The organism is Amycolatopsis sp. NPDC043887 (assembly GCF_056435665.1).
Genome location: NZ_JBWKEB010000006.1, coordinates 66,171 through 84,811 on the forward strand (window position 1 = coordinate 66,171; position 18,641 = coordinate 84,811).

Genomic DNA, 18,641 nt, shown 5'->3' on the forward strand with positions numbered 1-18,641 from the left:
CGAGCGGATCAGCGGGTTCTCCTGCGCGGTCACCCAGGCGACGACCAGCGGACTCGGGGGCATGTCGGTCAGCGGCACCCAGGTGAGCCCGTCGGGCAGTGCGTGCCCGAGGGGCGCGCTCGGCGCCCCGGTCGCACGGGCGCTGGACGGCGTCACCCTGGTCACCCCGGACGTGGTCTACGACGACGCGTACGAACTCGACCTCGGCGGACGGGTGGTGCGACTGGAGGCCACCGGACGCGCCCACAGCAAGGGCGACCAGGTGGTGACCGTGCCCGACGCGGGCGTGCTGTTCACCGGGGACCTGGTCGAGGCGGGCCAGTTCTCGACCTTCCCGTGGTTCCCGGCGTACGACACCGACGTCTCGGGACCGCGCTGGATCGAGGTCCTGCGACGGCTGACCGCCGCAGGGCCGGACATCGTCGTCCCCGGCCACGGTGAAGTCTCCGGACGCCGGATCGTCACCGACGTCCGCGAGTACCTCGAACTCCTGCGCGACGAGACCTGGACGCGGCGCGACTCGTCCCTCCTCGAAGAGACCATCGCCGCGGAGATCGAAGCGCTGATGATCGAACGCCACCCGGAGTGGGAAGGCCGGGACTGGATAGCGAAGGGCGTCGGGTGCTTCTGCGCCGACGCCGGGGAAGATCATTTGAAGATCGCGATGGGGTGAACGACGAGCTCACCGGTTTCGGGGTCCCAGTCCTCGACCTTGCCGAGACACCGCGCCCGGAACGCACCGGCGGGCGCGGTGTCCCGCAGGTCGCTGGTGACGCAGGTGAAGCGGATCCGCCTGCTGCGCTCCGGATCGTCCGGATTGCCGTACGGCGCGACGAAAACCGTCTCGGTGTCGGTCTGGGAGCGTTTACGGAACAGGCCCTTCACGGAGACGAACGCCTCGACACCCCTCAGCCGGGTCTTGAGCTGCCGGGTGCTCTCGGGGCCGTCGGCCCAGCCGAGTTCCTTCACCAGCGCCCGGTTGTGGACCAGTTCCTGCTTCGCCAGATCCACGTAGATGATGTCGTGGTGCTTCTCCAGCACCTTCATCACGATGCCGATCACGGTGATCGGCTCGGCCTTGCGGATGTACCGCCGGAACTCCTCGTCGGTGTCGGTGCGCTCCGATTCCCCTTTGAGCGGGCCGAATCCGGTCGAGCCCCAGAACCGCCAGCCGCGGCTCTTCCGCTTCTCCACCTCCTGTTCCAGCGCCTCGTTGTAGCGATGCAACTGATACAGGCCCATCACGGATTTCGTGTGCAGGTAGAAGCCGATGCCCCGGATCATGCCCTGATCGCCATCGGAACGCGCACGGCGCCAGTGCCGCACGAAAACGACGACCGCGACGAGGAAGGCGACCGCGGTCAGCACCCAGACCGCGAGCCACAGTCCCCAGACGTCCCACCACAGATTATCGGCAGCCACGGATCTCCTTGAAGGCCTTGAGCAGGGATGTCGCGTTCGCGTCGACCATCCGGCCACCGGTGGCCACGGCCGCGCGCTCCAGTTCGGCGGGATCGGCCTCGCCGTACCGGATGGCGTACGTGTGCACGCCCGGATCCCTCGGCGCGCGCAGGAATTCTTCGATGCCCGGCCCGGTGTTGCTCTCGCCGTCGGTCATCAGCACGATCGAGACGCTCCGGTCCGGTTCGGCACGGCGATGGGCGCCAGCCTTCGCGTAAGCCTCTCCGAGCGCCGACCAGACCGCGGTGCTGCCGTCGAATTCGTCGGCGGCGATGAAGGCCCGCAGCGCGTCGAGATCCTGGGGTCCGCCGACGGTGAACTCCCTGTCCCCCAGTATCTTCCCGCCGAAACGCAGGACCGTGAGCCGCTCGCCGCGGTAGAAGCGGTCGAACCCGCCGTCCGGTCCGCCGCTCAGCCCGGCGAAGGTCGCCCGGAGCGCGGCGATCCTCGGTCCCTTCATCGAACCGGAGAAGTCCAGCACGAAGATCACCCGCCCGGGAGCGCGGCCGGCGGTGGCCACGTAATCGGCGAGGAGTTTGTCCACGACGGCCTGTTCGTCGGGGAAGTACAGCGAGTTCCCGATCGAGGCCGGCAGCCTCGGATCCAGCCCCACGTCGCCGGTGATCGGCCGCCGGAGGGTCCTTTCCATCAGTTTCTTCTGCGTCGCCGGGCTCCTGAGCCAGGAGACGACCTTGTCGTACACCTCCCGCTTGGCCGGGTCGAGCAGCAGGACCGGGTAGTCGGACTGGACGATGCCGTCACGCGGGTACACCAGCTCCAGCGGCGTCTTGAGCCTGCCGCTCGCGTTGAGCGAGAGCAGCGTGGACTCGTACCCGATGATCGCGTCCACGTCCTGGCGCTCGGCGAACCGCTCGGCCACCGCGGCCGACGTGTCCGCCGTGAGCGCGTGCCCGGTGCGGAAGCCCTGGAGCTTGTCGCATTCGACGTCCTGGAGGCGCAACGCGGCACCGGTGCCCGCGGCGGCCGTCGCCACCCCCACGAGCGAGGTGAGCCCGCTGGTCGACTTGGCCGGATCCGCCATCGCGAACCGGAAGCCGCCGCCCGCGGCCGCGTCCGCCAGATCCGCCCACGAGAGCTTGCCGTCCGGTTTGCCGCGGCGCAGTTCCGCCGCCTTCGCCGGGGTGATCCCGACGATGACCGGCGACACCATGGTCTTGGTCGCGAGCGGCCGTTCCCCCTTGTCGCCCGATTGCCGGTACTTGAGCTGGAAATACCGGTCGGTGGAAAGCCAGGCGAGATCGTGCGTCGCCTTCCCCGGCGTGAGGGAACTGCTCGCGTCGACGGTTCCCCGGAAATCCATTTCCAGTTCGATTCCCGTTTCCCCGCGAAGGTCGTCGAGAATCGGGCCGAGGTCGGCCAGTTCGGAACTGGCCAGCACGCGCAGTTTCACCTTCTGGCCGCCGCTCGTACAGGCGGCGACCACCAGGAGCAGGCAGCACAGGACCGCGAGCAGCCGCTTCACGGGCAGTCCCCGACCGTCTTGATCATCTCTTCCAGCACCAGATTGTCCGGCAGCGGCGTGGTGCTGTCGTTGTCCGCGATCTCCGGGGTCGGCAGGCCCTGTCCGCGCAGGAAGTCGTACAGCCGCGCGCTCTTCGTGCTGCCCGCGGGGGTCGCGACGCCGAAGCCGAGCTCCATCGCGCGGCGCTGCAGATCGGGATCGAAGGTGATCAGTTCGCCCAGCCGCTCCGCTTCCGGCTTCAGGGCGAGGAACTGCGGTTTCGTCAGGATGTTGTCCTTCGGGTACAGCAGCACCCGGTCGTGGTCCGGCTGCCCGCTCTGCGCCTTGGCCCGCAGCTGCATGGCGAGGTACTGATGCTCGTAGATGACGACGATCGGCTTGTCGCCCTCGGCCAGGTTCGCGTAGGACTCCGACAGATCCGCCGACGGGAAGCCTTGCGCCGCCACGAGGGGTTTGACCCGGGCGGCCAGCTCCTTCGCGTTCGAAAGGTTCGGCGGCCCGGCCGGCCGCGGATCGACGACCGGGACCTGACGGCCGTTCTCCAGGAACGCCAGCAAGATCAGGTACGTCGCGCCCGAATTCGAGTCACAGATGTTCGAGGTCTGCGCCAGCACCCGGTTGCCGTTCGCGGCGCCGTGGTCCCGGACGCCCAGCGAATCCCAGGTCTCACCCCGCTTCATCACCTGGATGAACTTGTCGGTGTCCAGCGTGTAGTAGAGGTCCTGACCTGGCGGCTTCGCCGCGATCCCTTTGCCCAGCAGCGTTTCCGCGTAACGACGGTACGTTGCGAGGACGATCGGGCTGGTGAACGGCTGCCGTGCGCTGCCCGTCCACTCGTTGGCCCTGGACCGCCGGACGAGGCTCGCGGCGGGCTCGCCCGACAGGAACACGAAGTCGTACTGGCTGAGGTCGTGCGTGGCGATGTCCCGCGATCCCGTCCTGGTCACGTGGACCCGGATGTGGTGACGCATCAGGATTTCCTGGACTTTCGCGTCCTCGAAGAGATCCGATTTGGAGCCCATCTTGCCGCGCAGGACCAGCGTCTGCTGGAACGGCACCACGACGGTGCCGCTCACGAGCAGGACGATCAGGCCGCTGACGGCCAGTACCAGCGCGGGCCCGAAAGTGCGGAGAAAACGACGGCGCAGAAAGAACGCCGAGGGCTTTGGTCGGATGGTGAGCTGGGGTTCTTCACGAAGCGAGCTATCGGTGGTCACCGATTTCCTCCCCGAATGTCCGGCAAGGCCTATTTTACCGGGGTGCACCGACGGAAAAGCACGTCTCGATCCGGCTTCGGGACCACCCTCACCAGGCCGGAAGGCCGGGCGGTTAGGCTCTTCGGTGGCGAAAACCGCCATGCACCACGACGCCGGGAGATCTGAACCGCCATGCTGGACCGAGCAGTCATCGACGCCCTCTTCCCCGCCGACCTGCCCGAGCCCGAGCACTGGGAACAGCGTTATCCCGCCCGCGCGCTCCCCGAGGGTGCCCTGGTCACCCGTTTCGGCCCCTCGCCGACCGGCTTCGTCCACATCGGCGGCGTCTACGTCGCCACCATCGACCAGGACGTCGCCCGCCGCAGCGGCGGCCGCTACCTCGTCCGGGTCGAGGACACCGACCGGTCCCGCGAGGTCGAAGGCGCCATCGACCAGTTCGAGCGCGGGTTCGCCTACTTCGACCTCGTCGCCGACGAGGACATCCACCGCGGCGGCGACTACGGTCCGTACCAGCAGTCCGAGCGCGAGCAGATCTACCTGACCTACGTCCGTCACCTGCTCCGCGCCGGCCGCGCGTACCTCGACTTCGCCACCAAGGACGAACTGGCGGCGATCACCGCCCGGCAGCAGGCGACGAAGCTGCCGACCGGCTACTACGGCTCGTGGGCCATCTGGCGCGACGCCGACCCCGCCGACGTCCAGGCCAAGCTCGACGCCGGAGACCCGTACGTCGTGCGCTTCCGCGCGCCCGACGACACCGGCGCCCGCGCCCGCTTCACCGACGCCATCCGCGGCCCGCTGGAGGCCGAGGCCAACCGCAACGACGTCGTCATCCTCAAGAGCTCCGACCAGAGCCCCCGGCTGCCGACCTACCACTTCGCGCACGCCGTCGACGACCACCTCATGCGCGTCAACCTGGTCATCCGCGGCGACGAGTGGATCTCGTCGGTGCCGGTGCACCAGCAGTTGTTCGACGCGCTCGGCTTCGAGCCGATCACGTACGCGCACATCGCGCCGCTGATGAAGCAGGAGGGCGGCAGCAAGCGCAAGCTGTCGAAGCGCAAGGACCCGGAAGCGAGCGTCGACTTCTACATCGAGTCCGGCTACCCCACCAAGGCCGTCCTCTACTACCTGCGTGGCCTCGCCAACGGCCGTCTCGCCGAGATGCCGCTCGACCAGGCACTGGCCGAGCCGATCAACCTCGACGAATGCGGTGTCGCCGGCCCGCTCGTCGACCTGGTCAAACTCGACGACATCTCGGCCGACCACATCGCCACGCTGACCGGCGCCGAGATCCTCGAAGAGGTCCGCGGCTGGGCGGAGCGGTTCGACCCCGAGCTACGGGCCGTCCTCGACGCCGAGCCGGACCTCGCGCTCCGCGCGCTCGCCGTCGAGCGTGACGGCGCCGAGAACCCACGCAAGGACCTGAAGAAGTGGAGCGAGTTCCGCGCCGTCTACGGCTTCTTCTTCCCGCAGCTGCACGCCGCCGTCGCGAGCGCTGACGACGAGCGGATCGCCGCCCTCGGCGTCGACTCCGAGGTCGTCCGGGCCGTGGCACGGGACTTCGTCGAGAACTACCAGCAGCTCGACGATGGTCAGGAATGGTTCCAGCAGATCCGCGAGGTCGCGGCGAAGCACGGTTTCGCGAAGAACGCCAAGGAGTTCAAGAAGAACCCCGAAGGCTTCCCGGGCTCCATTCGCGAGGCCTCGCAGATCATCCGGATCGCGATCACGGGCTCGACCCGGAGCCCGGACCTGCACGCGATCACCCAGGCGCTGGGGCGCGAGGAGACGCTGGGCCGGTTCTCCGGTCTCGTTGGCGAGTGACTCGTGAGTGGTAAGGACGGTTAGAACCGTCCTTACCACTCACGAGGAGGTCAGGAACTGATCGTAGAACGCCGTCTTGACCGCGACGACCGCCTGCTCCGTCTCCCGGAACCGCTCCCGTGCCTCGCTCGAATCGATCAGCTGCACGAGCCGCAGCCCGAGCTGATCGGAATGGGTGAGCGAAAGCGGCGACGCGGCGGCGAGCGGGCGGGACTTCGCGTCGTGCACATGGTGCGGGTAATAGAAGACGGACTTGTCGCCGAGCACCGGACCGATGCGGCGCCACAGTTCGCCGTATTCGACGGAGACCAGCACCTCGCCCCAGAAGCGCAGGATGGTCAGCAGTTCGACGTCGGAGTGCTCCGAGTCACCCGCCGAGGCGATCAGCTCCATCGTGGTGTCGACGCAGGCCGTCGTGGCCAAGGACCTCCGCGACCGCACCAGCGCTTCCCGCGGGACGCCCAGCGCGAGGATGTCCGCCATCATGTCCTCGCGGTGTGAAGGAGTGCTGCCGGGCGACGCGTTGTCCGGGTACTCCTCACGGATGATGACGCGGGCGATCCGCTTGGACTGCTCGTCGGTGAGCAGGTCGATCGCCAGGTCGTAGGCCATGGTGAAGGCCAGCGACAGGAAACGCCGCTGCAGCAGGACGGTCTGCAGGTCCTCCGGTGAGAGCTCGGTGACGCCACGCAGCGCCGGGTGATTCCGGAACCGCTCGATCAAACCGTCTTCGAACTCGTCAAGTTCGCGCATCACTACACCTCTTGCTCAGAAACGGATCATGTCGATGCTTCGGTTCCAGTCGCCGAGGTCCACGTCGCGGCCGATGTCCCACAACGTGTCGAGCTCGCGCTGGATCTGTTCGCCGAGCACGGTGTCGTGCGTGCCCTCGATCTCGAACTGCGGTGAATCGATCGCCAGCTGGCCGTGCAGGAACATGCTGACCAGGTAGCGCCCGTCCGCCCGGTACACCGAAACCGAGGCCTGCGAGTTGAACACTCGCACCTTCAGGTTGGCCTGACGCTTCGCCAGCCGCCGGTGCAGGCGGGCGAGGGTATCCAGGCACTCCACGATCCCCGTGCTCACGAAGGTCTTGCCCGCGCCGTCGCTCCGGTGCAGCGCCGCTTCCCTTAGCCCCACCAGCATCGAGTTCGGGTGCAGCAGCATGATGCGCACTTGGGCGCGCCGGTCGACGATCGCGGCTTCCAGTTCCTTTTCCAGGCGTTGCAGGTTGGGGATCCAGGTGTTCAGGATCGTCACCTGCTTGGCCTTCGCGATATGCGCCGCGAACTCGTCGTCCGGAAAGCGTTTGTGCACTTCGACCACGCCGCCGTAGTGCGAACGGCGCCGGCTCGCGGCGATGGTGTCGATGTCGAGGCCGGCGAGACGATCGCGGATGTCTTCCAGCGCGCGCAACGGGGTCAGCTCGACGAGCAGCACCACGACCACACCGCTGACCATGATCAGCGTCAGCGTGGAGATGCCTTTCGGCGCGACTTTGTCCAGCAGGCCGAGCTGTTCGGAGATCCCGACCGCGAAGCCGACCACCGCCAACCCGCCGAGACTGAGCAATTCGAGCCAGCGACGCATTCTGCGGAGCATTCACCCTCCGGGATCCGGCGACCTCGACCCTCATGTTCTCACGATGAGAGAGGTACCTGTGATCGGGGTCACCGCCTTTGGTGTGACGCCATCCCCTTCCACGGAATTCACGAAAAGAATCGAATCCGGCGCGGGAATCCGCAGCGCGGAGAGTGCGCGGCACAAGGCCGGCATGACTCCCTACTCGTCGCCCGCCCGGTATTTGCGCTGGAACTTCTCGTCCTGCTCACGCGGCGGCTTTTCCGTCCAGCGCCCGTGGACGAGGTCGTTCTCCGTGTAGTCGGCACGCCGCGAGGCCCAGCCCGGCAACATGATCTTGCGCGTCCCGCCCCGACCTCGATCGCGCAGATCGGTGACGACGGCGACGCCGATCACCAAGGCGAGCGTTCCGAGGGCTATCCAGATTCCGACCATGGTCCGCTCCCCCGCAGATCAGTCAGTTTCGCCAAGACTAGCGGCGAACGACAGTCGGCCGGGCCTCATTTTTCCCGGCACCCGAACGCCGGAACGGGGTACCACGACATGACGGTCTCCCCGGTATCCACGGGATACCGGGGAGACCGGGGGCGGTCAGCCCCGGGCGTTCGGGTCGATCACGTCGCCTGCCAGCCCGGTGGCGGCGTCGCCGAGGGCACCGGCGGAGTCGACGACGCCCTGACCGGCCGCGGTGGCCGAGTCGACGGCGTCCTGGCCCGCGGTGGTGGCGCTCTCGGCGAGCCCCTGGCCGGTCTCGGCCAGTCCGCCGGCCGACTGGGTGACCTGGTCGGCGGCACCGGAAAGGTCGACGCCGGTCAGTTCGCTGACCTTGTCGCCCGCGCCACCGAGAAGCTCGGCGGCCTTTTCCTTCAGCGAGTCGAACAGGCTCATCAGGGGTACTCCTCGGATCGGTCGTCCGCAGGCGGCTGAATGTTCACCGTACAGGACAAAACGGGCACGGTGCGCGACATCGCCGGCTCCGGACAGGTGAATACCGAGGAGTGGTCAGAGACAGGGCGGCCGGTAGCGATCGATCGAGAGGCCGCGGAAATCGAGTTCGTTCGGGGTTTTGCCGACGAAGACCAGGCCTCGCGCCTCGGTCAGCGCCGAGGCGAAGGAGTGGCCGGGCGTCCCCAGCTCGGGCAGCGTCGTCCAAGCCTCGGGCTTGAAGCTGAAGAACTTCTTCACCCTCTTCCCACCGGTCGACGGCACCTTCGTGAGCCACTTGTTCCCGCCGCTCCACTGCGAGGCTGGACGCAACTGGACGTAGAGGTCGTCGGTCGCGCTGTAGGTCATCCAGAAACCGGCGGATTCCGAGAGATCGGCTTGCGCTTCGAACCGGTTCCCCAGCCAGAGGACGACCACATGCCATTCCGCGTTGAGGAAAGTCACTTTGGCCGCGTAACCGCCGCGTTCGCGGACGAGCAGGCTGCCGGTCGGCGGCACCGTGGTGCCCTCACCGGAGGCGAGCCAGTGCTGCAACCGGTCGATCGACGGAGTGGCGCATTCACAGCCGTGCCGGCCGGAGGCGTTCGCGACGGCCCCCGGGCCGATCAGCGAGGACAGAAGCACCGACGCGATCACGGCGAGCGTACGACCGAAAGGAACCCTGGATCCTTTGCGCATCCCCGGAAGTTAGCACAGCGGGCGACGATGCCCCGTTCAGCGGGAATTGTCCTTTGTGGACAATTGCTCGAGTTCGGCGGCGAACAGCCTGCCGGGGTCGAACCCCATACCGGCGAAATGCCCGGCCAGCTCCAGGGACAGGACGCCGTGGATCCGGATCCAGAACGTCACGGCACGACGAAGTACCGCTGCGGACACCGGCAGCCCGCCCGCCCACTCGCGATGCTCGTCGAGATGGCCGTCGAACGCCGCCGGCCGCCCGTCATCCGGAGCCGTCGCGTGCACCCTGAGCAGCACGGCCATGATCTCGTTCGAGATCTCCGTGGTGTCGCCGGGTGCGCGATAACCGGGGATCGGCGTTCCGCAGACGAACAGGTATCGCTGCGGATCCGCCAGCGCCCATTCCCTGATCGCGTAGGCGACTTCGGCCACGCCACCGGCTTCAGCCGCCGCCCGGACGACGTCGGCGAGGCTTCGATAGGCGTCACGGACGAGGTCCGTGATCAGGTCGTCGCGATTGGGGAAGTACCGGTACAGCGCGGGTCCGCTCATGCCCACGTGTTTGGCGATCCCATTGAGGGACAGCGCGGAGACGCCGGTCGTGCCCAGCTGCTCCCACGCGCACCGCTTGATCTCGTCGCGCACCTGGGCCCGGTACCGCTCACGCGAGGTCTTCACGGCGACTCCTTCCAGGCTCGTTCAGTTAGAGGCTATCACTTTCACTATTGACACTCACCGACTTCTGGTTATAGCTTCTAACTATCGCGATCACCGATAACAAGGAGTTCACGTGACTCTCCGCCGCACCGTCGCACTCGCTCTTCCTTTGGTGTTCGGCCTGCTGGGCGGCACCGTGACGCCCGCGCAGGCCGCCACCACCTCTCCCGCCCCGCTGTCGTGTCAAGGCAAGACCATCGACACGAAGGCTCCGATCCACTACCGGAACGAGACCCTGATCAAGGCGCCGCTGAGCAAGATCTGGCGGCTTCAGACCGACGTCGAACGCTGGCCGTCCTGGCAGGAGCCGGTGCTGAGCAACGAACGCCTGGACCTGGGCCCGCTCCGCGAGAACTCGCGGTTCCGCTGGACCACGCCGGCGCCGCCGACGGCCACGAACCCCGCCACCACGCTGTCGATCACCTCGACCGTCCACCAGATCCAGCGCGGCAAATGCCTCCGCTGGAGCGGGCCCGCGGTCGGCGAGGGCCTCAGCATCGACAACGGCGTCCACGTCTGGACCTTCACCGAGGTCAAGGGCGGCGTGCTGGTCCGCACCGAGGAGAACTGGGCAGGGGCCCAGGTGGACGCCGACGTACCCACCGCGACCCAATACCTCGGCTGGGGCCTCGAAGCCTGGCTGAAGGACCTCAAAGCCACCGCCGAATCCCACTGCTGACCGCATTTCGCGACCCGGAGGAACCGATGTCCACCCACACGCTCGACCGCGAAACCACCGTCCGCCACGCGCCGCGTTCCGTCCTCGTCTCGGCCTGGGCCGTGCCGGTCATGATCGTCGGCCAGTTCGCGATGCTCGCTGTCGTCCCGGTCGCCCTCGTCCTGATCGGCACTCTGCGCGGCACCCGGCTCAAGGCGCTCCGCTGGGGCGCGATCGCCCTCACCGCGGCCTACGCCACGCCCTTGGCGCTCTGGGCGATCGGCCCCGAACGCGCGCAGAGCCTGTCCAAGGACATGCATCCCGTCTTAACCGCGATCATCGTGGCCGTGGGGGTGGCGTTCGCCGTGGCGTGCCACGTCCTGCGCCGGAAGCAGGCTCGGTAAAGGAAGGAATCACCCCGAAGGAAGCCTTCCGCGAAGCCCGGCGCAACGTCGCGAGCACGGCGGGGCCCAGCACCAGGATCGCCACCGCGTTGGTGATCGCGCGGCCCGTGTCCCAGCCCGCCGTCGAGGTCAGCAGGGTGAACACGGCGAACCGGTGCAGGTTCTCCAGCAGCGGGGCGCCGGGCACGTAGGAGATGTGCCCGTCGTGGTACGGCACTTCGGCGTCGGTGATGAACGGCCAGAACCACAGGTTCATCAGCAGTCCGAAGACGTACGCCACGAGGATTCCGTACCCCACCAGCATCGCGATCTCGGCTTTGCCGGTGACGCGGCGCGGCAGCAGTCCCGCGCCCATCCCGATCCACGCCGAGCACATCATCTGGAACGGCAGCCACGGTCCCACCCCGGCGGTCAGCAACGCCGAAGCGAACATCGACGTGCAGCCCAGCACGAAACCGAAACCGGGACCGAGCACTCGCCCGGCCAGCACCAGCAGGAAGAACACGGCTTCGATGCCCGCGGTCCCCGCGCCGAGGGGCCGCAGGGCGGCGTTCACCGCGGAAAGGACGCCGAGCATCGCGAGGGCCTTGGAATCCATGCCCGCTTCGGACATCTCGGCCAGCACGATGACGATCAGGATCGGCAGGATCCCGATGAACACGAACGGCGCGTCCGGGCCGTGCTGCATCGACTGCGGCTCGACGCGGACCAGGAGCGGCCAGACGAACATCATCAGCCCCGCGAGCGACGCGAGGCCGAGCACCGTCGCCGAGCGCGGGCCGAGCCGGACCGCCGGTGCCATCGTGGTCACGGGACCTCCTGCGGAAGCGCCGACCGGACCTCTTCGACGGTGAGCCAAGGCTCGCCGAGGATCTTCGCGATCTGCGTGGCGAACGCCGGGGAACCGCCGAGCACCTCGCGCGTCGGGCCGTCCGAGACGACCTCTCCCTCCGCCATCACGATCACCCGGTGCGCGATCGTCGCGACGAACTCGACGTCGTGGGTGGCCACCACGATCGCCTTGCCCTCGGCCGCCAGCGAAGCGATCATCCGCGCCAGCGCCGCCTTCGCGGTGTAGTCGAGGCCGCGGGTCGGTTCGTCCAGCAGCATGATCTGCGGGGCGGCCGACAGCTGCACGGCGAGCACCAGCGCGAGACGCTGGCCCTCCGACAGGTCACGCGGATGGGACGCGGGATCGATGCCCGGAGCGAGCCTTTCGAGCAGGTTCCGGCAATGCCCCGGCTCCGCACCCGATTCCGCGTCGGCGGCTTCGCATTCGGCGGCGACCGTCTGCAGGTACAGCAGGTCGCTCGCGGTCTGCGGCACCATGCCGACCAACGCGCGGGCCTCGGCACTGCTCAGCGTCTTCGGGTCCTTGCCCTCGACGGTGACCTTGCCGCCCTGCCGGGGCCCGGAGCCCTGCACCGCCCACAGCAGCGACGACTTGCCGGAGCCGTTGCGCCCCATCATCGCCAGCACTTCGCCGGCACGCAGGGTCAGATCGACCTCCCGCACCGCGACCTTCGGCCCGTACCGCACGACCACACCGGACGCAGTCAGCAGCTCCTCGCCGACGGCGGTGCTCCGCACGGTGGGAGCCCCGAGTGTCAGTGACGAAGCGCGCCGCCGGGCGTCACGCACCGACATCGGCAGCGGATCCCAGCCCGCCAACCGTCCCAAGTGGACGATCGGCGGCGCGATCGGCATGTCCTTCAACACTTCCGGCGGTGTCCCGTCGACCACTCCGCCGCTGCCCGGGACGTGGATCATCCGGTCCGCGAACGGGATCACGCGTTCCATCCGGTGCTCGGCCATCAGCACCGTCGTGCCGAGGTCCTCCACCAGCCTGGCCAGCGTCGCGAGCACTTCCTCGGCCGCGGTCGGGTCCAGCGCGGACGTCGGCTCGTCCAGCACCAGCACCTTGGGATGCGTCGTCAGCACCGAACCGATGGCCACCCGCTGCTGCTGCCCACCCGACAGCGTCCGCAGCGCGCGCCTGCGCAGTTCCGCGATGCCGAGGAGATCGAGGGTCTCTTCCACCCGGCGTCGCATCACCTGCGGGCTCAGGCCGAGCTGCTCCATGCCGTACGCGAGTTCGTCCTCGACCGTGTCGGTGACGAAGCCCGCGAGCGGGTCCTGCCCGACGACGCCGACCAGATGCGCGAACTCACGAGGCGGCCGGGAACGCGTCGTCACGCCGTCGACGGACACCGTGCCCTCGAGATGCCCGCCGGTGAAATGCGGGACGAGACCGTTGATCGTGCCGAGCAGTGTCGACTTGCCCGCCCCCGTCTGGCCCGCGAACAGCACGAGCTCGCCCTCGCCGATGGACAGCGTCACGTCGGACAGCACTGGTTCGGTGCGGCCGTGGTAGGTGAAGGAAACGTGGTCGAGTTCGATCATGCGCGGACTTCTTCTTCGAGTGCGGCGTACGGGGGTTCGGGGGCCGGGGTCAGGAACGCGGGCACCACGCCGAGCAGCACCCCGAGCAACGGCCCCCAGGACAGCGCCGGCCAGGACAGGTCGATCAGGGACGGGTTCATGTTCATCGGGTTCACGCTGGAGGTCACGAACAGGGTCACCGCGACCCCGATCCCGCTGACGGCGACGACGATCTCCGGCAGGTGCCAGCGATCGGGCCGGTAACGCGTGCACCGGACCCGCTTTCCCGCCGACCAGAAGCCGATCAGCCCGACCACGACTCCCACCGCGAGCACCGGCCCGGCGAGGTATCGGGGCGTGGAACCGTCCAAAGTGGAGTAAACGCCGACGCAGACACCGAGCAGGCCGGCGATCATCAGCGTTCCCGTGATCAGCCTGGTCCGCGCCTCGACCAGCCCCGCGCGGCCGTAACCGCGCGAGTCCATCGACGCGGCCAGCTGCAGTGAACGCGAAAGCGCGTCCTCCAGCACCGGGATGAGCACCGTGTGGAGGGCCTTCATCTTCTTCTTGCCCGAACCGCCGCGCAGTTTGCGGGCCCGCCGGACCCGCAGCACGCTCTCGGCCAGCTGCGGGAACACCGACAGCGCGACGATCACCGCCGTGCCCACCTCGTACAACGCCGGCGGCATCGCCTTGAGCAGCCGTTTCGGGTTCGCGAGCGCGTTGGCCGCGCCGAGGCAGATCACCATCGCCGCCAGCCGCATCCCGTCGTAGAGCCCGCCCAGCAACGATTCCGCGGACACGTCGCCGAAGAGGCGGATACCCGCCGCCCATTCCGGCAGCGGGATCTCGGGCAGCCGCAGGATGATCGTGGATCCCTCGGCGCCGCCGAACACGACGCGGAAGAACACGCGGATCGCGACGATGAACGCGCCGAGGTACAGGTAGAGCCGGAACGCCAGCGCCCACGGCGCCTCACCGCGCCGGGCCACGACGACGTATCCCGCGACCGCCACGATGGTCAGCAGCAGCCACGGGTTCGTCGTTCGGGTCGCCGCGACGGCGAGCCCCAGCGCCCACACCCACCACGCGGCCGGATGCAGGTCGCGCGGCAGGAAGTAGGACGTCATCGAACTCCTTGTGCGCGTTTGCGTCTGCGGGCCACCAGGAATCCCGCCACGCACAGCGCCAGTATCGCGGCGCCCGCCGCCCAGGGCGCCCAGTCGCTGGCTCCGGACTCGCGTTCGATCACCGCGTTGACGTCCTCGGCGTTCTCACCGCCGGTGAACGCGACGTTCGACGACGGGTCCTGCGCCTTCGGCCGCGCCGAAGCGCTCGGACGCGGTTTGGGCGGCGGCAGCGCACCGGAAGCCGGCCCCTCGGCGGGGACGTCCCCGGCGCCCGGTTCCGCACCGGCCGCCGGCCCCGGACCATCGGCCTGACCACTCCCCGGCCGCGGCCGCTGTTGCTCGCCGGGATCGCCGGTGACCGGCTTGGCCTCCTCGCGCGGCACGCACGGCTGTCCCTCGGTCCCCGGTCGCACGGCGGAGACCCGCGGGACCGGGTTGTTCCGAGCGGTGGCGTTCAGGGAGAACGACCAGCCCTCGAACCCTCCCGGGGTGAGGTCCCGGTTCTTGAGCCCCCACTGGCTGTAGTCCCACGCGCAGTTGTTCGAGGCGTGCCAGTAGGACCAGTAGGCCTGCGCGGGAGGCGTGTCGACACACTGCTCCCGGTACGTCTCGCGGCCGCTGACCGGGATGTTCTCGGCCGCGGAAGGACGATTCTCGACCCGGCAGACGAACGACTCGCCCCAGCGCTGCACCCCGGCGATCTGGAAACCGGCGCCCTTGAGCGCGTCCAGTCCGGTGCCGCGCGTGGTCTGGGGATTGCAGCGGACGATGGCCGTGCCGCCGAGCTGCTGGAAGTCCACCACCACGGTGACCCCGGTGGCGTCCTTGCAGAACCCGGGATACCCCTTGCTCTGGTCGACGGCGTGCGCGGAGGGTGCCGTGGCGGCGATCAGGAAGACCGCCGCCACCGCGGGAAGAACCCTCCTCACGGGATGGCCGGGTTCCTCGGCGTGACACCGGGCGGCGGGTTGGTCGACGCCGACTTGTTCAGCGAGAACGACCAGCCCTCGAAGCCGCCGGGGGTCACGTTCCGGTTGACGGCGCCGGAGGTGCTGTAGGTCCAGGTCGAGCCGGAACCGTCCGCGTGCCAGTAACCCCAGTACGCGCCGGTGGGCGGAGTGGTGACGCACGCCTCCTTGTAGTTCGGGTTGGTCGACAGCGGGAGGGTCTCCGTCGCGGACGGGCGGCCTTCCACGCGGCAGACGAAAGCGAGCCCCCAGCGTGCGGTGCCGGCGACCGCGATCCCCGCGTCCTGCAAGGCCTTGATGCCCGTGCGGGCGGTACCCGGCGAGGCGTTGGGCGAGCAGCGGGTGATCGTCGGCGCGGCGGTCCCGCCGTTGCCGTCCAGTTCCTGGAAGTCGACCACGACGGTGACCCCGGTGAGCGCGTCGGCGCCGGTGCAGATCCCGGCGTAGCCCTTGGTCGTGTCGACCGCGTTCGCGGGTGCGGCGGAAAGCCCGATCAGTCCGATGAGGACGGACGTCACGGCCAGCATTCTCTTCATGGTGTTGCCCCCTTTTTCTTGGTGAAACGGCGAAGTACGAAAACCAGTGCGATCACGGTGAGCAGCAGCAGGACGGCCAGCCCGGCGAGTCCCCAGATCAGCCATGACGGCGGGGAGCCGGACTGCTCCGCGGCCAGTACCGGTGCGCCGGACGGATTCGCCTCGGTCAGCGGCAGCCGGATCGCGGGCGAGAGCGGCGAATCAGGTGCGGTCAGCCACGATCGGCCCGCGACTCCTTGCGCCGCGGCCAGACTGGTCGGGAAATCGGTCGCCCCGGCGGATCCCTTGGCTAGACCGCCATCGGCTTGGACCAGTTCGCCCAGTGACCGCGCCGTTCCGCTCGCGTCGAGGCCGGCGGTCTGCCGCGCGGCGGCGACGGCGGCGCTGAGCGCGACGTCCGGCTCTCCGCCCTCTCCAGTGACCATGCCCTCGCCGGTCGGCCGGACGCCGAGCGCGCCCACCGCGGAGACGAACGCCGACACGCGCCGCTCGCTCCAGCCGTCCGGGCGCCTGGACGGGGGCGCGGCGTCGGTGTGCGGACGGGCGGCGAGCGCGGTGACCGCGGCGGCGGTCGCGGCGAGGTCGCCGGAGCCGCACTCCACGGTGTCGAGATGCTTCGGGAAGGTTCCGTCGGCGCACTGGCGCGAAAGGAGCAGTTCGACCGCAGGACCGGGATCGGCCACGGTGGCGAGCACCGCCCAAGCGTGCCGCTCCACCGTCTCGTCGGCGTCGGCGAACGATCCGGTGTCGGTGAACTTGCCGTCGGTGCCGCGCAGCTTCACCAGATCGGAGCGCAGTTGCCCGGCGACGTCGGCCTTCGCGAACTCGGCGACGAGCACGAGTTTCGCGAGCGGTTCGGCATACGACGCCTCACCTTGCTCGTAGGGCGCGCCGTGGGCATAGGCCCGTACGGCTTCCGGCTTCACCAGGAACTGCGACGCGCGGGCGACGGAGTCCGGCTGCTGGTCCAGCGCTCGCAGGGCCAGCACCACGTCGGCGGTGGCGTCGTAGTCGACGTAGGTCTTGCCGTCCTCGGTCACCTCGACGTGGTCACCGCCGGTGAGCCGGTTCGCCAGGTAGGCGCCGAGACGGGCGGCCGGTGTCGCCGTATCCGGGGTGGCGATCGTGGCCGGTGGCTGGACGACCGTGGACGCCCTGGTCGTGCCTGCATTCCTGGGTCTGGGCGGCGGCGTCACCGACTTCGTGATGGTGGTCGTCGTGGGAGCCGGGATGCTGCTGGTAGGCGGCTGAGTTTTGCCCTTCGCGAGCGCGTAGAAGCCGATCTGGGACAAGCCGAGCGAAGCCTGGGCACCCGCGCGGATCCAGGTGTCGACCCCGCTGATACCCGAGGTGCGCGCGTCCTCGTAGGCGGCGGGGTTGTAGGCGATCGCGCCGATTTCGCCCGCGAGCCTGGTGCCGGAGTCGGCGGCGTTCGCCTGCGCGGATTTGAGGTACCGCACACCCTTGTCCACCGCCGCGTCCGCGCCGCCCGCGTCGGCGAGCGCTTGGACGATCATGCCGGTGCTGTTGGTGTTCGGTGCCTCGGTGCTGACGCCGCCGCCCCAGCCGCCGCCGGGATCCTGGTCCGCCTTGAGCCAGGAGACGGCTTTGGCGATCGGGGCGTCGAGTCCGGTCGCGCCAGCCTTCCGTGCGGCCAGCAGCGCCGAGAGCGCGAGACCGGTGGCGTCACCGTCGGTCGGGGAAAGGTCGAGCGGCTTGCCTTCGTCGCAGGTCGAAACCTTGTCGCCGCTCGGGGTGACATGGTCGCCGGTCTCGTTCGTGGGGATGTATTTGAACTCAAGGCGGAAGTAGCCCTCGGAACACTGCTGGGCCAGCAACCTGTCGATGGCGATCCGGTCGTTCTCGCCCGCCGCGGCGAGCCCGATGACGCCGAGCGCCTGTCCGAACGTGTTCGCGTCGTTGTTCACCGCGCCGGCGAGGTCCGGATCTTTGGAGTAGTCGCTGATCCGGCCCTTGTCGGGGCCCTTGCGCATGATCGCGGCATGGGTCTCGGCGACCAGGTCGTACCCGTCGACGTGTCGCGGGTCCCTGCCGGAAACCTGGGCGGCGACCAGCGTCTTGGCGAGCGAGCCCCCGACGATGACCTTGTCGTATCCGGCACCGGGGACCAGTCCGTCCCAGGTGAAGTAGTCGGTGGCGTGGCCTTCGTCGTCGAGGAACCTCATGATCGGCTCGGCCTTGGCGCCATCGCCCGACGCGTACAACGCGAAAAGCACGTCGAGCATCAGGCCGTGGTCTGGCAATGCGGCCCCGTTGGGGTTCTCGAGCGTGCCGTCCGGCTTCAGCTTCGTCGCGAGCCAGCGGGAATTCGCCTTCGCAGCGCCAGGATCGTTCGCGGCGGTGGCCGTCCCGGTGAGCAGCGCGGCGACCACGCCGACACTGACGGCGAACGCCACTGCGGCGAGGGACCGGCGGCGCATGACTCCTCCTTGCGGCATGACGGAGGACAGGCGCGGACGCCGCGGTCACCCCTGTTTATCGCGACAGTGGTTCGTTCATCCGCCCGTTCGGTATCCCGGCTCGCCCTGGTGAAGGGCCCACGGTTGCGCGACAGCGCCGGATTTCGACCGGCTTCCCCGTCACGGGCGGCGGTGTGCAGTTGTCGAGCCGATCGAGGTTAACACTCGATCACC

18 protein-coding genes, 1 pseudogene and 1 riboswitch are annotated in these 18,641 nt (G+C 68.8%); of the genes and pseudogenes, 4 read left to right on the forward strand and 15 right to left on the reverse strand.

Annotated elements, in window-relative coordinates:
* Positions 1-118: 118 nt before the first annotated feature.
* Positions 119-673 (forward strand): annotated as a pseudogene (locus tag AC069H_RS17355) (MBL fold metallo-hydrolase); the annotation flags it as partial.
* Here the strand turns inward: AC069H_RS17355 and AC069H_RS17360 are convergent.
* From AC069H_RS17360 to AC069H_RS17370, 3 genes are read right to left on the reverse strand one after another with little or no spacing between them, the layout of a single operon-like run.
* Positions 649-1,422: a hypothetical protein gene (locus AC069H_RS17360; protein ID WP_478229599.1), complete on the reverse strand. Its 774-nt coding sequence runs from the start codon at positions 1,420-1,422 to the stop codon at positions 649-651. The pseudogene AC069H_RS17355 and the gene AC069H_RS17360 sit on opposite strands and share 25 nt — an antisense overlap.
* The gene (locus AC069H_RS17365) at positions 1,409-2,944 is read right to left on the reverse strand and encodes a vWA domain-containing protein (RefSeq protein ID WP_478232975.1); all 1,536 of its coding nucleotides are present in this window, start codon (positions 2,942-2,944) and stop codon (positions 1,409-1,411) included. The genes AC069H_RS17360 and AC069H_RS17365 overlap by 14 nt, the downstream gene beginning before the upstream one ends.
* Positions 2,941-4,161: a hypothetical protein gene (locus AC069H_RS17370; protein ID WP_478232976.1), complete on the reverse strand. Its 1,221-nt coding sequence runs from the start codon at positions 4,159-4,161 to the stop codon at positions 2,941-2,943. The genes AC069H_RS17365 and AC069H_RS17370 overlap by 4 nt, the downstream gene beginning before the upstream one ends.
* A 171-nt stretch (positions 4,162-4,332) precedes the next feature.
* Here AC069H_RS17370 and AC069H_RS17375 point away from each other — a divergent pair, with 171 nt between their 5' ends.
* Positions 4,333-5,988 carry a glutamate--tRNA ligase gene (locus tag AC069H_RS17375; protein ID WP_478232977.1) on the forward strand — a complete coding sequence of 552 codons (1,656 nt, stop codon included), beginning with the start codon at positions 4,333-4,335 and terminating at the stop codon, positions 5,986-5,988.
* Between the two features lie 39 nt (positions 5,989-6,027).
* Here AC069H_RS17375 and AC069H_RS17380 read toward each other — a convergent pair whose 3' ends face one another.
* From AC069H_RS17380 to AC069H_RS17405, 6 genes are all read right to left on the reverse strand, one after another.
* Positions 6,028-6,741, reverse strand: coding sequence for a hypothetical protein (locus tag AC069H_RS17380; RefSeq protein WP_478232978.1), 714 nt, complete (start codon positions 6,739-6,741; stop codon positions 6,028-6,030).
* A 15-nt stretch (positions 6,742-6,756) separates the two neighbouring features.
* Positions 6,757-7,590: a hypothetical protein gene (locus AC069H_RS17385; RefSeq protein WP_478232979.1), complete on the reverse strand. Its 834-nt coding sequence runs from the start codon at positions 7,588-7,590 to the stop codon at positions 6,757-6,759.
* Between the two features lie 180 nt (positions 7,591-7,770).
* Positions 7,771-8,004: a hypothetical protein gene (locus AC069H_RS17390; protein WP_478232980.1), complete on the reverse strand. Its 234-nt coding sequence runs from the start codon at positions 8,002-8,004 to the stop codon at positions 7,771-7,773.
* A 156-nt stretch (positions 8,005-8,160) separates the two neighbouring features.
* Positions 8,161-8,457, reverse strand: a complete 297-nt coding sequence (locus tag AC069H_RS17395; RefSeq protein ID WP_478232981.1) for a hypothetical protein — start codon at positions 8,455-8,457, stop codon at positions 8,161-8,163.
* Between the two features lie 114 nt (positions 8,458-8,571).
* Positions 8,572-9,150, reverse strand: coding sequence for a hypothetical protein (locus tag AC069H_RS17400; protein ID WP_478233247.1), 579 nt, complete (start codon positions 9,148-9,150; stop codon positions 8,572-8,574).
* Positions 9,151-9,228: 78 nt separating this feature from the next.
* On the reverse strand, positions 9,229-9,870 hold the full coding sequence (locus AC069H_RS17405; RefSeq protein WP_478232982.1) for a TetR/AcrR family transcriptional regulator: 642 nt from the start codon (positions 9,868-9,870) through the stop codon (positions 9,229-9,231).
* Positions 9,871-9,982: 112 nt separating this feature from the next.
* Between AC069H_RS17405 and AC069H_RS17410 the strand changes: the two genes are divergently transcribed.
* Together AC069H_RS17410 and AC069H_RS17415 are read left to right on the forward strand one after the other, a co-directional pair.
* Positions 9,983-10,588, forward strand: a complete 606-nt coding sequence (locus AC069H_RS17410; RefSeq protein ID WP_478232983.1) for an SRPBCC family protein — start codon at positions 9,983-9,985, stop codon at positions 10,586-10,588.
* A 26-nt stretch (positions 10,589-10,614) separates the two neighbouring features.
* Positions 10,615-10,971 (forward strand): hypothetical protein, encoded by a 357-nt coding sequence (locus AC069H_RS17415; protein WP_478232984.1) that lies wholly within the window; start codon positions 10,615-10,617, stop codon positions 10,969-10,971.
* Here the strand turns inward: AC069H_RS17415 and AC069H_RS17420 are convergent.
* Genes AC069H_RS17420 through AC069H_RS17445 form a run of 6 tightly spaced genes read right to left on the reverse strand, consistent with a single transcriptional unit; the run spans position 10,904 to position 18,428 of the window.
* Positions 10,904-11,773, reverse strand: coding sequence for an ECF transporter S component family protein (locus tag AC069H_RS17420; protein ID WP_478233248.1), 870 nt, complete (start codon positions 11,771-11,773; stop codon positions 10,904-10,906). The two genes, AC069H_RS17415 and AC069H_RS17420, sit on opposite strands and share 68 nt — an antisense overlap.
* A gap of 5 nt (positions 11,774-11,778) precedes the next feature.
* Positions 11,779-13,374, reverse strand: a complete 1,596-nt coding sequence (locus AC069H_RS17425) for an ABC transporter ATP-binding protein (RefSeq protein WP_478232985.1) — start codon at positions 13,372-13,374, stop codon at positions 11,779-11,781.
* Positions 13,371-14,483, reverse strand: a complete 1,113-nt coding sequence (locus AC069H_RS17430) for an energy-coupling factor transporter transmembrane component T (protein WP_478232986.1) — start codon at positions 14,481-14,483, stop codon at positions 13,371-13,373. Before AC069H_RS17430 ends, AC069H_RS17425 begins: the two co-directional genes overlap by 4 nt.
* Entirely contained in the window at positions 14,480-15,412 is a 933-nt protein-coding gene (locus AC069H_RS17435) for an ABC transporter substrate-binding protein (RefSeq protein ID WP_478232987.1), read from the reverse strand. The genes AC069H_RS17430 and AC069H_RS17435 overlap by 4 nt, the downstream gene beginning before the upstream one ends.
* On the reverse strand, positions 15,409-15,987 hold the full coding sequence (locus tag AC069H_RS17440; RefSeq protein WP_478229613.1) for a flagellar hook-length control protein FliK: 579 nt from the start codon (positions 15,985-15,987) through the stop codon (positions 15,409-15,411). Before AC069H_RS17440 ends, AC069H_RS17435 begins: the two co-directional genes overlap by 4 nt.
* On the reverse strand, positions 15,984-18,428 hold the full coding sequence (locus tag AC069H_RS17445; RefSeq protein WP_478232988.1) for a hypothetical protein: 2,445 nt from the start codon (positions 18,426-18,428) through the stop codon (positions 15,984-15,986). The genes AC069H_RS17440 and AC069H_RS17445 overlap by 4 nt, the downstream gene beginning before the upstream one ends.
* 89 nt (positions 18,429-18,517) lie before the next feature.
* Positions 18,518-18,585: riboswitch (cobalamin riboswitch) on the reverse strand.
* Between the last annotated feature and the right edge of the window lie 56 nt (positions 18,586-18,641).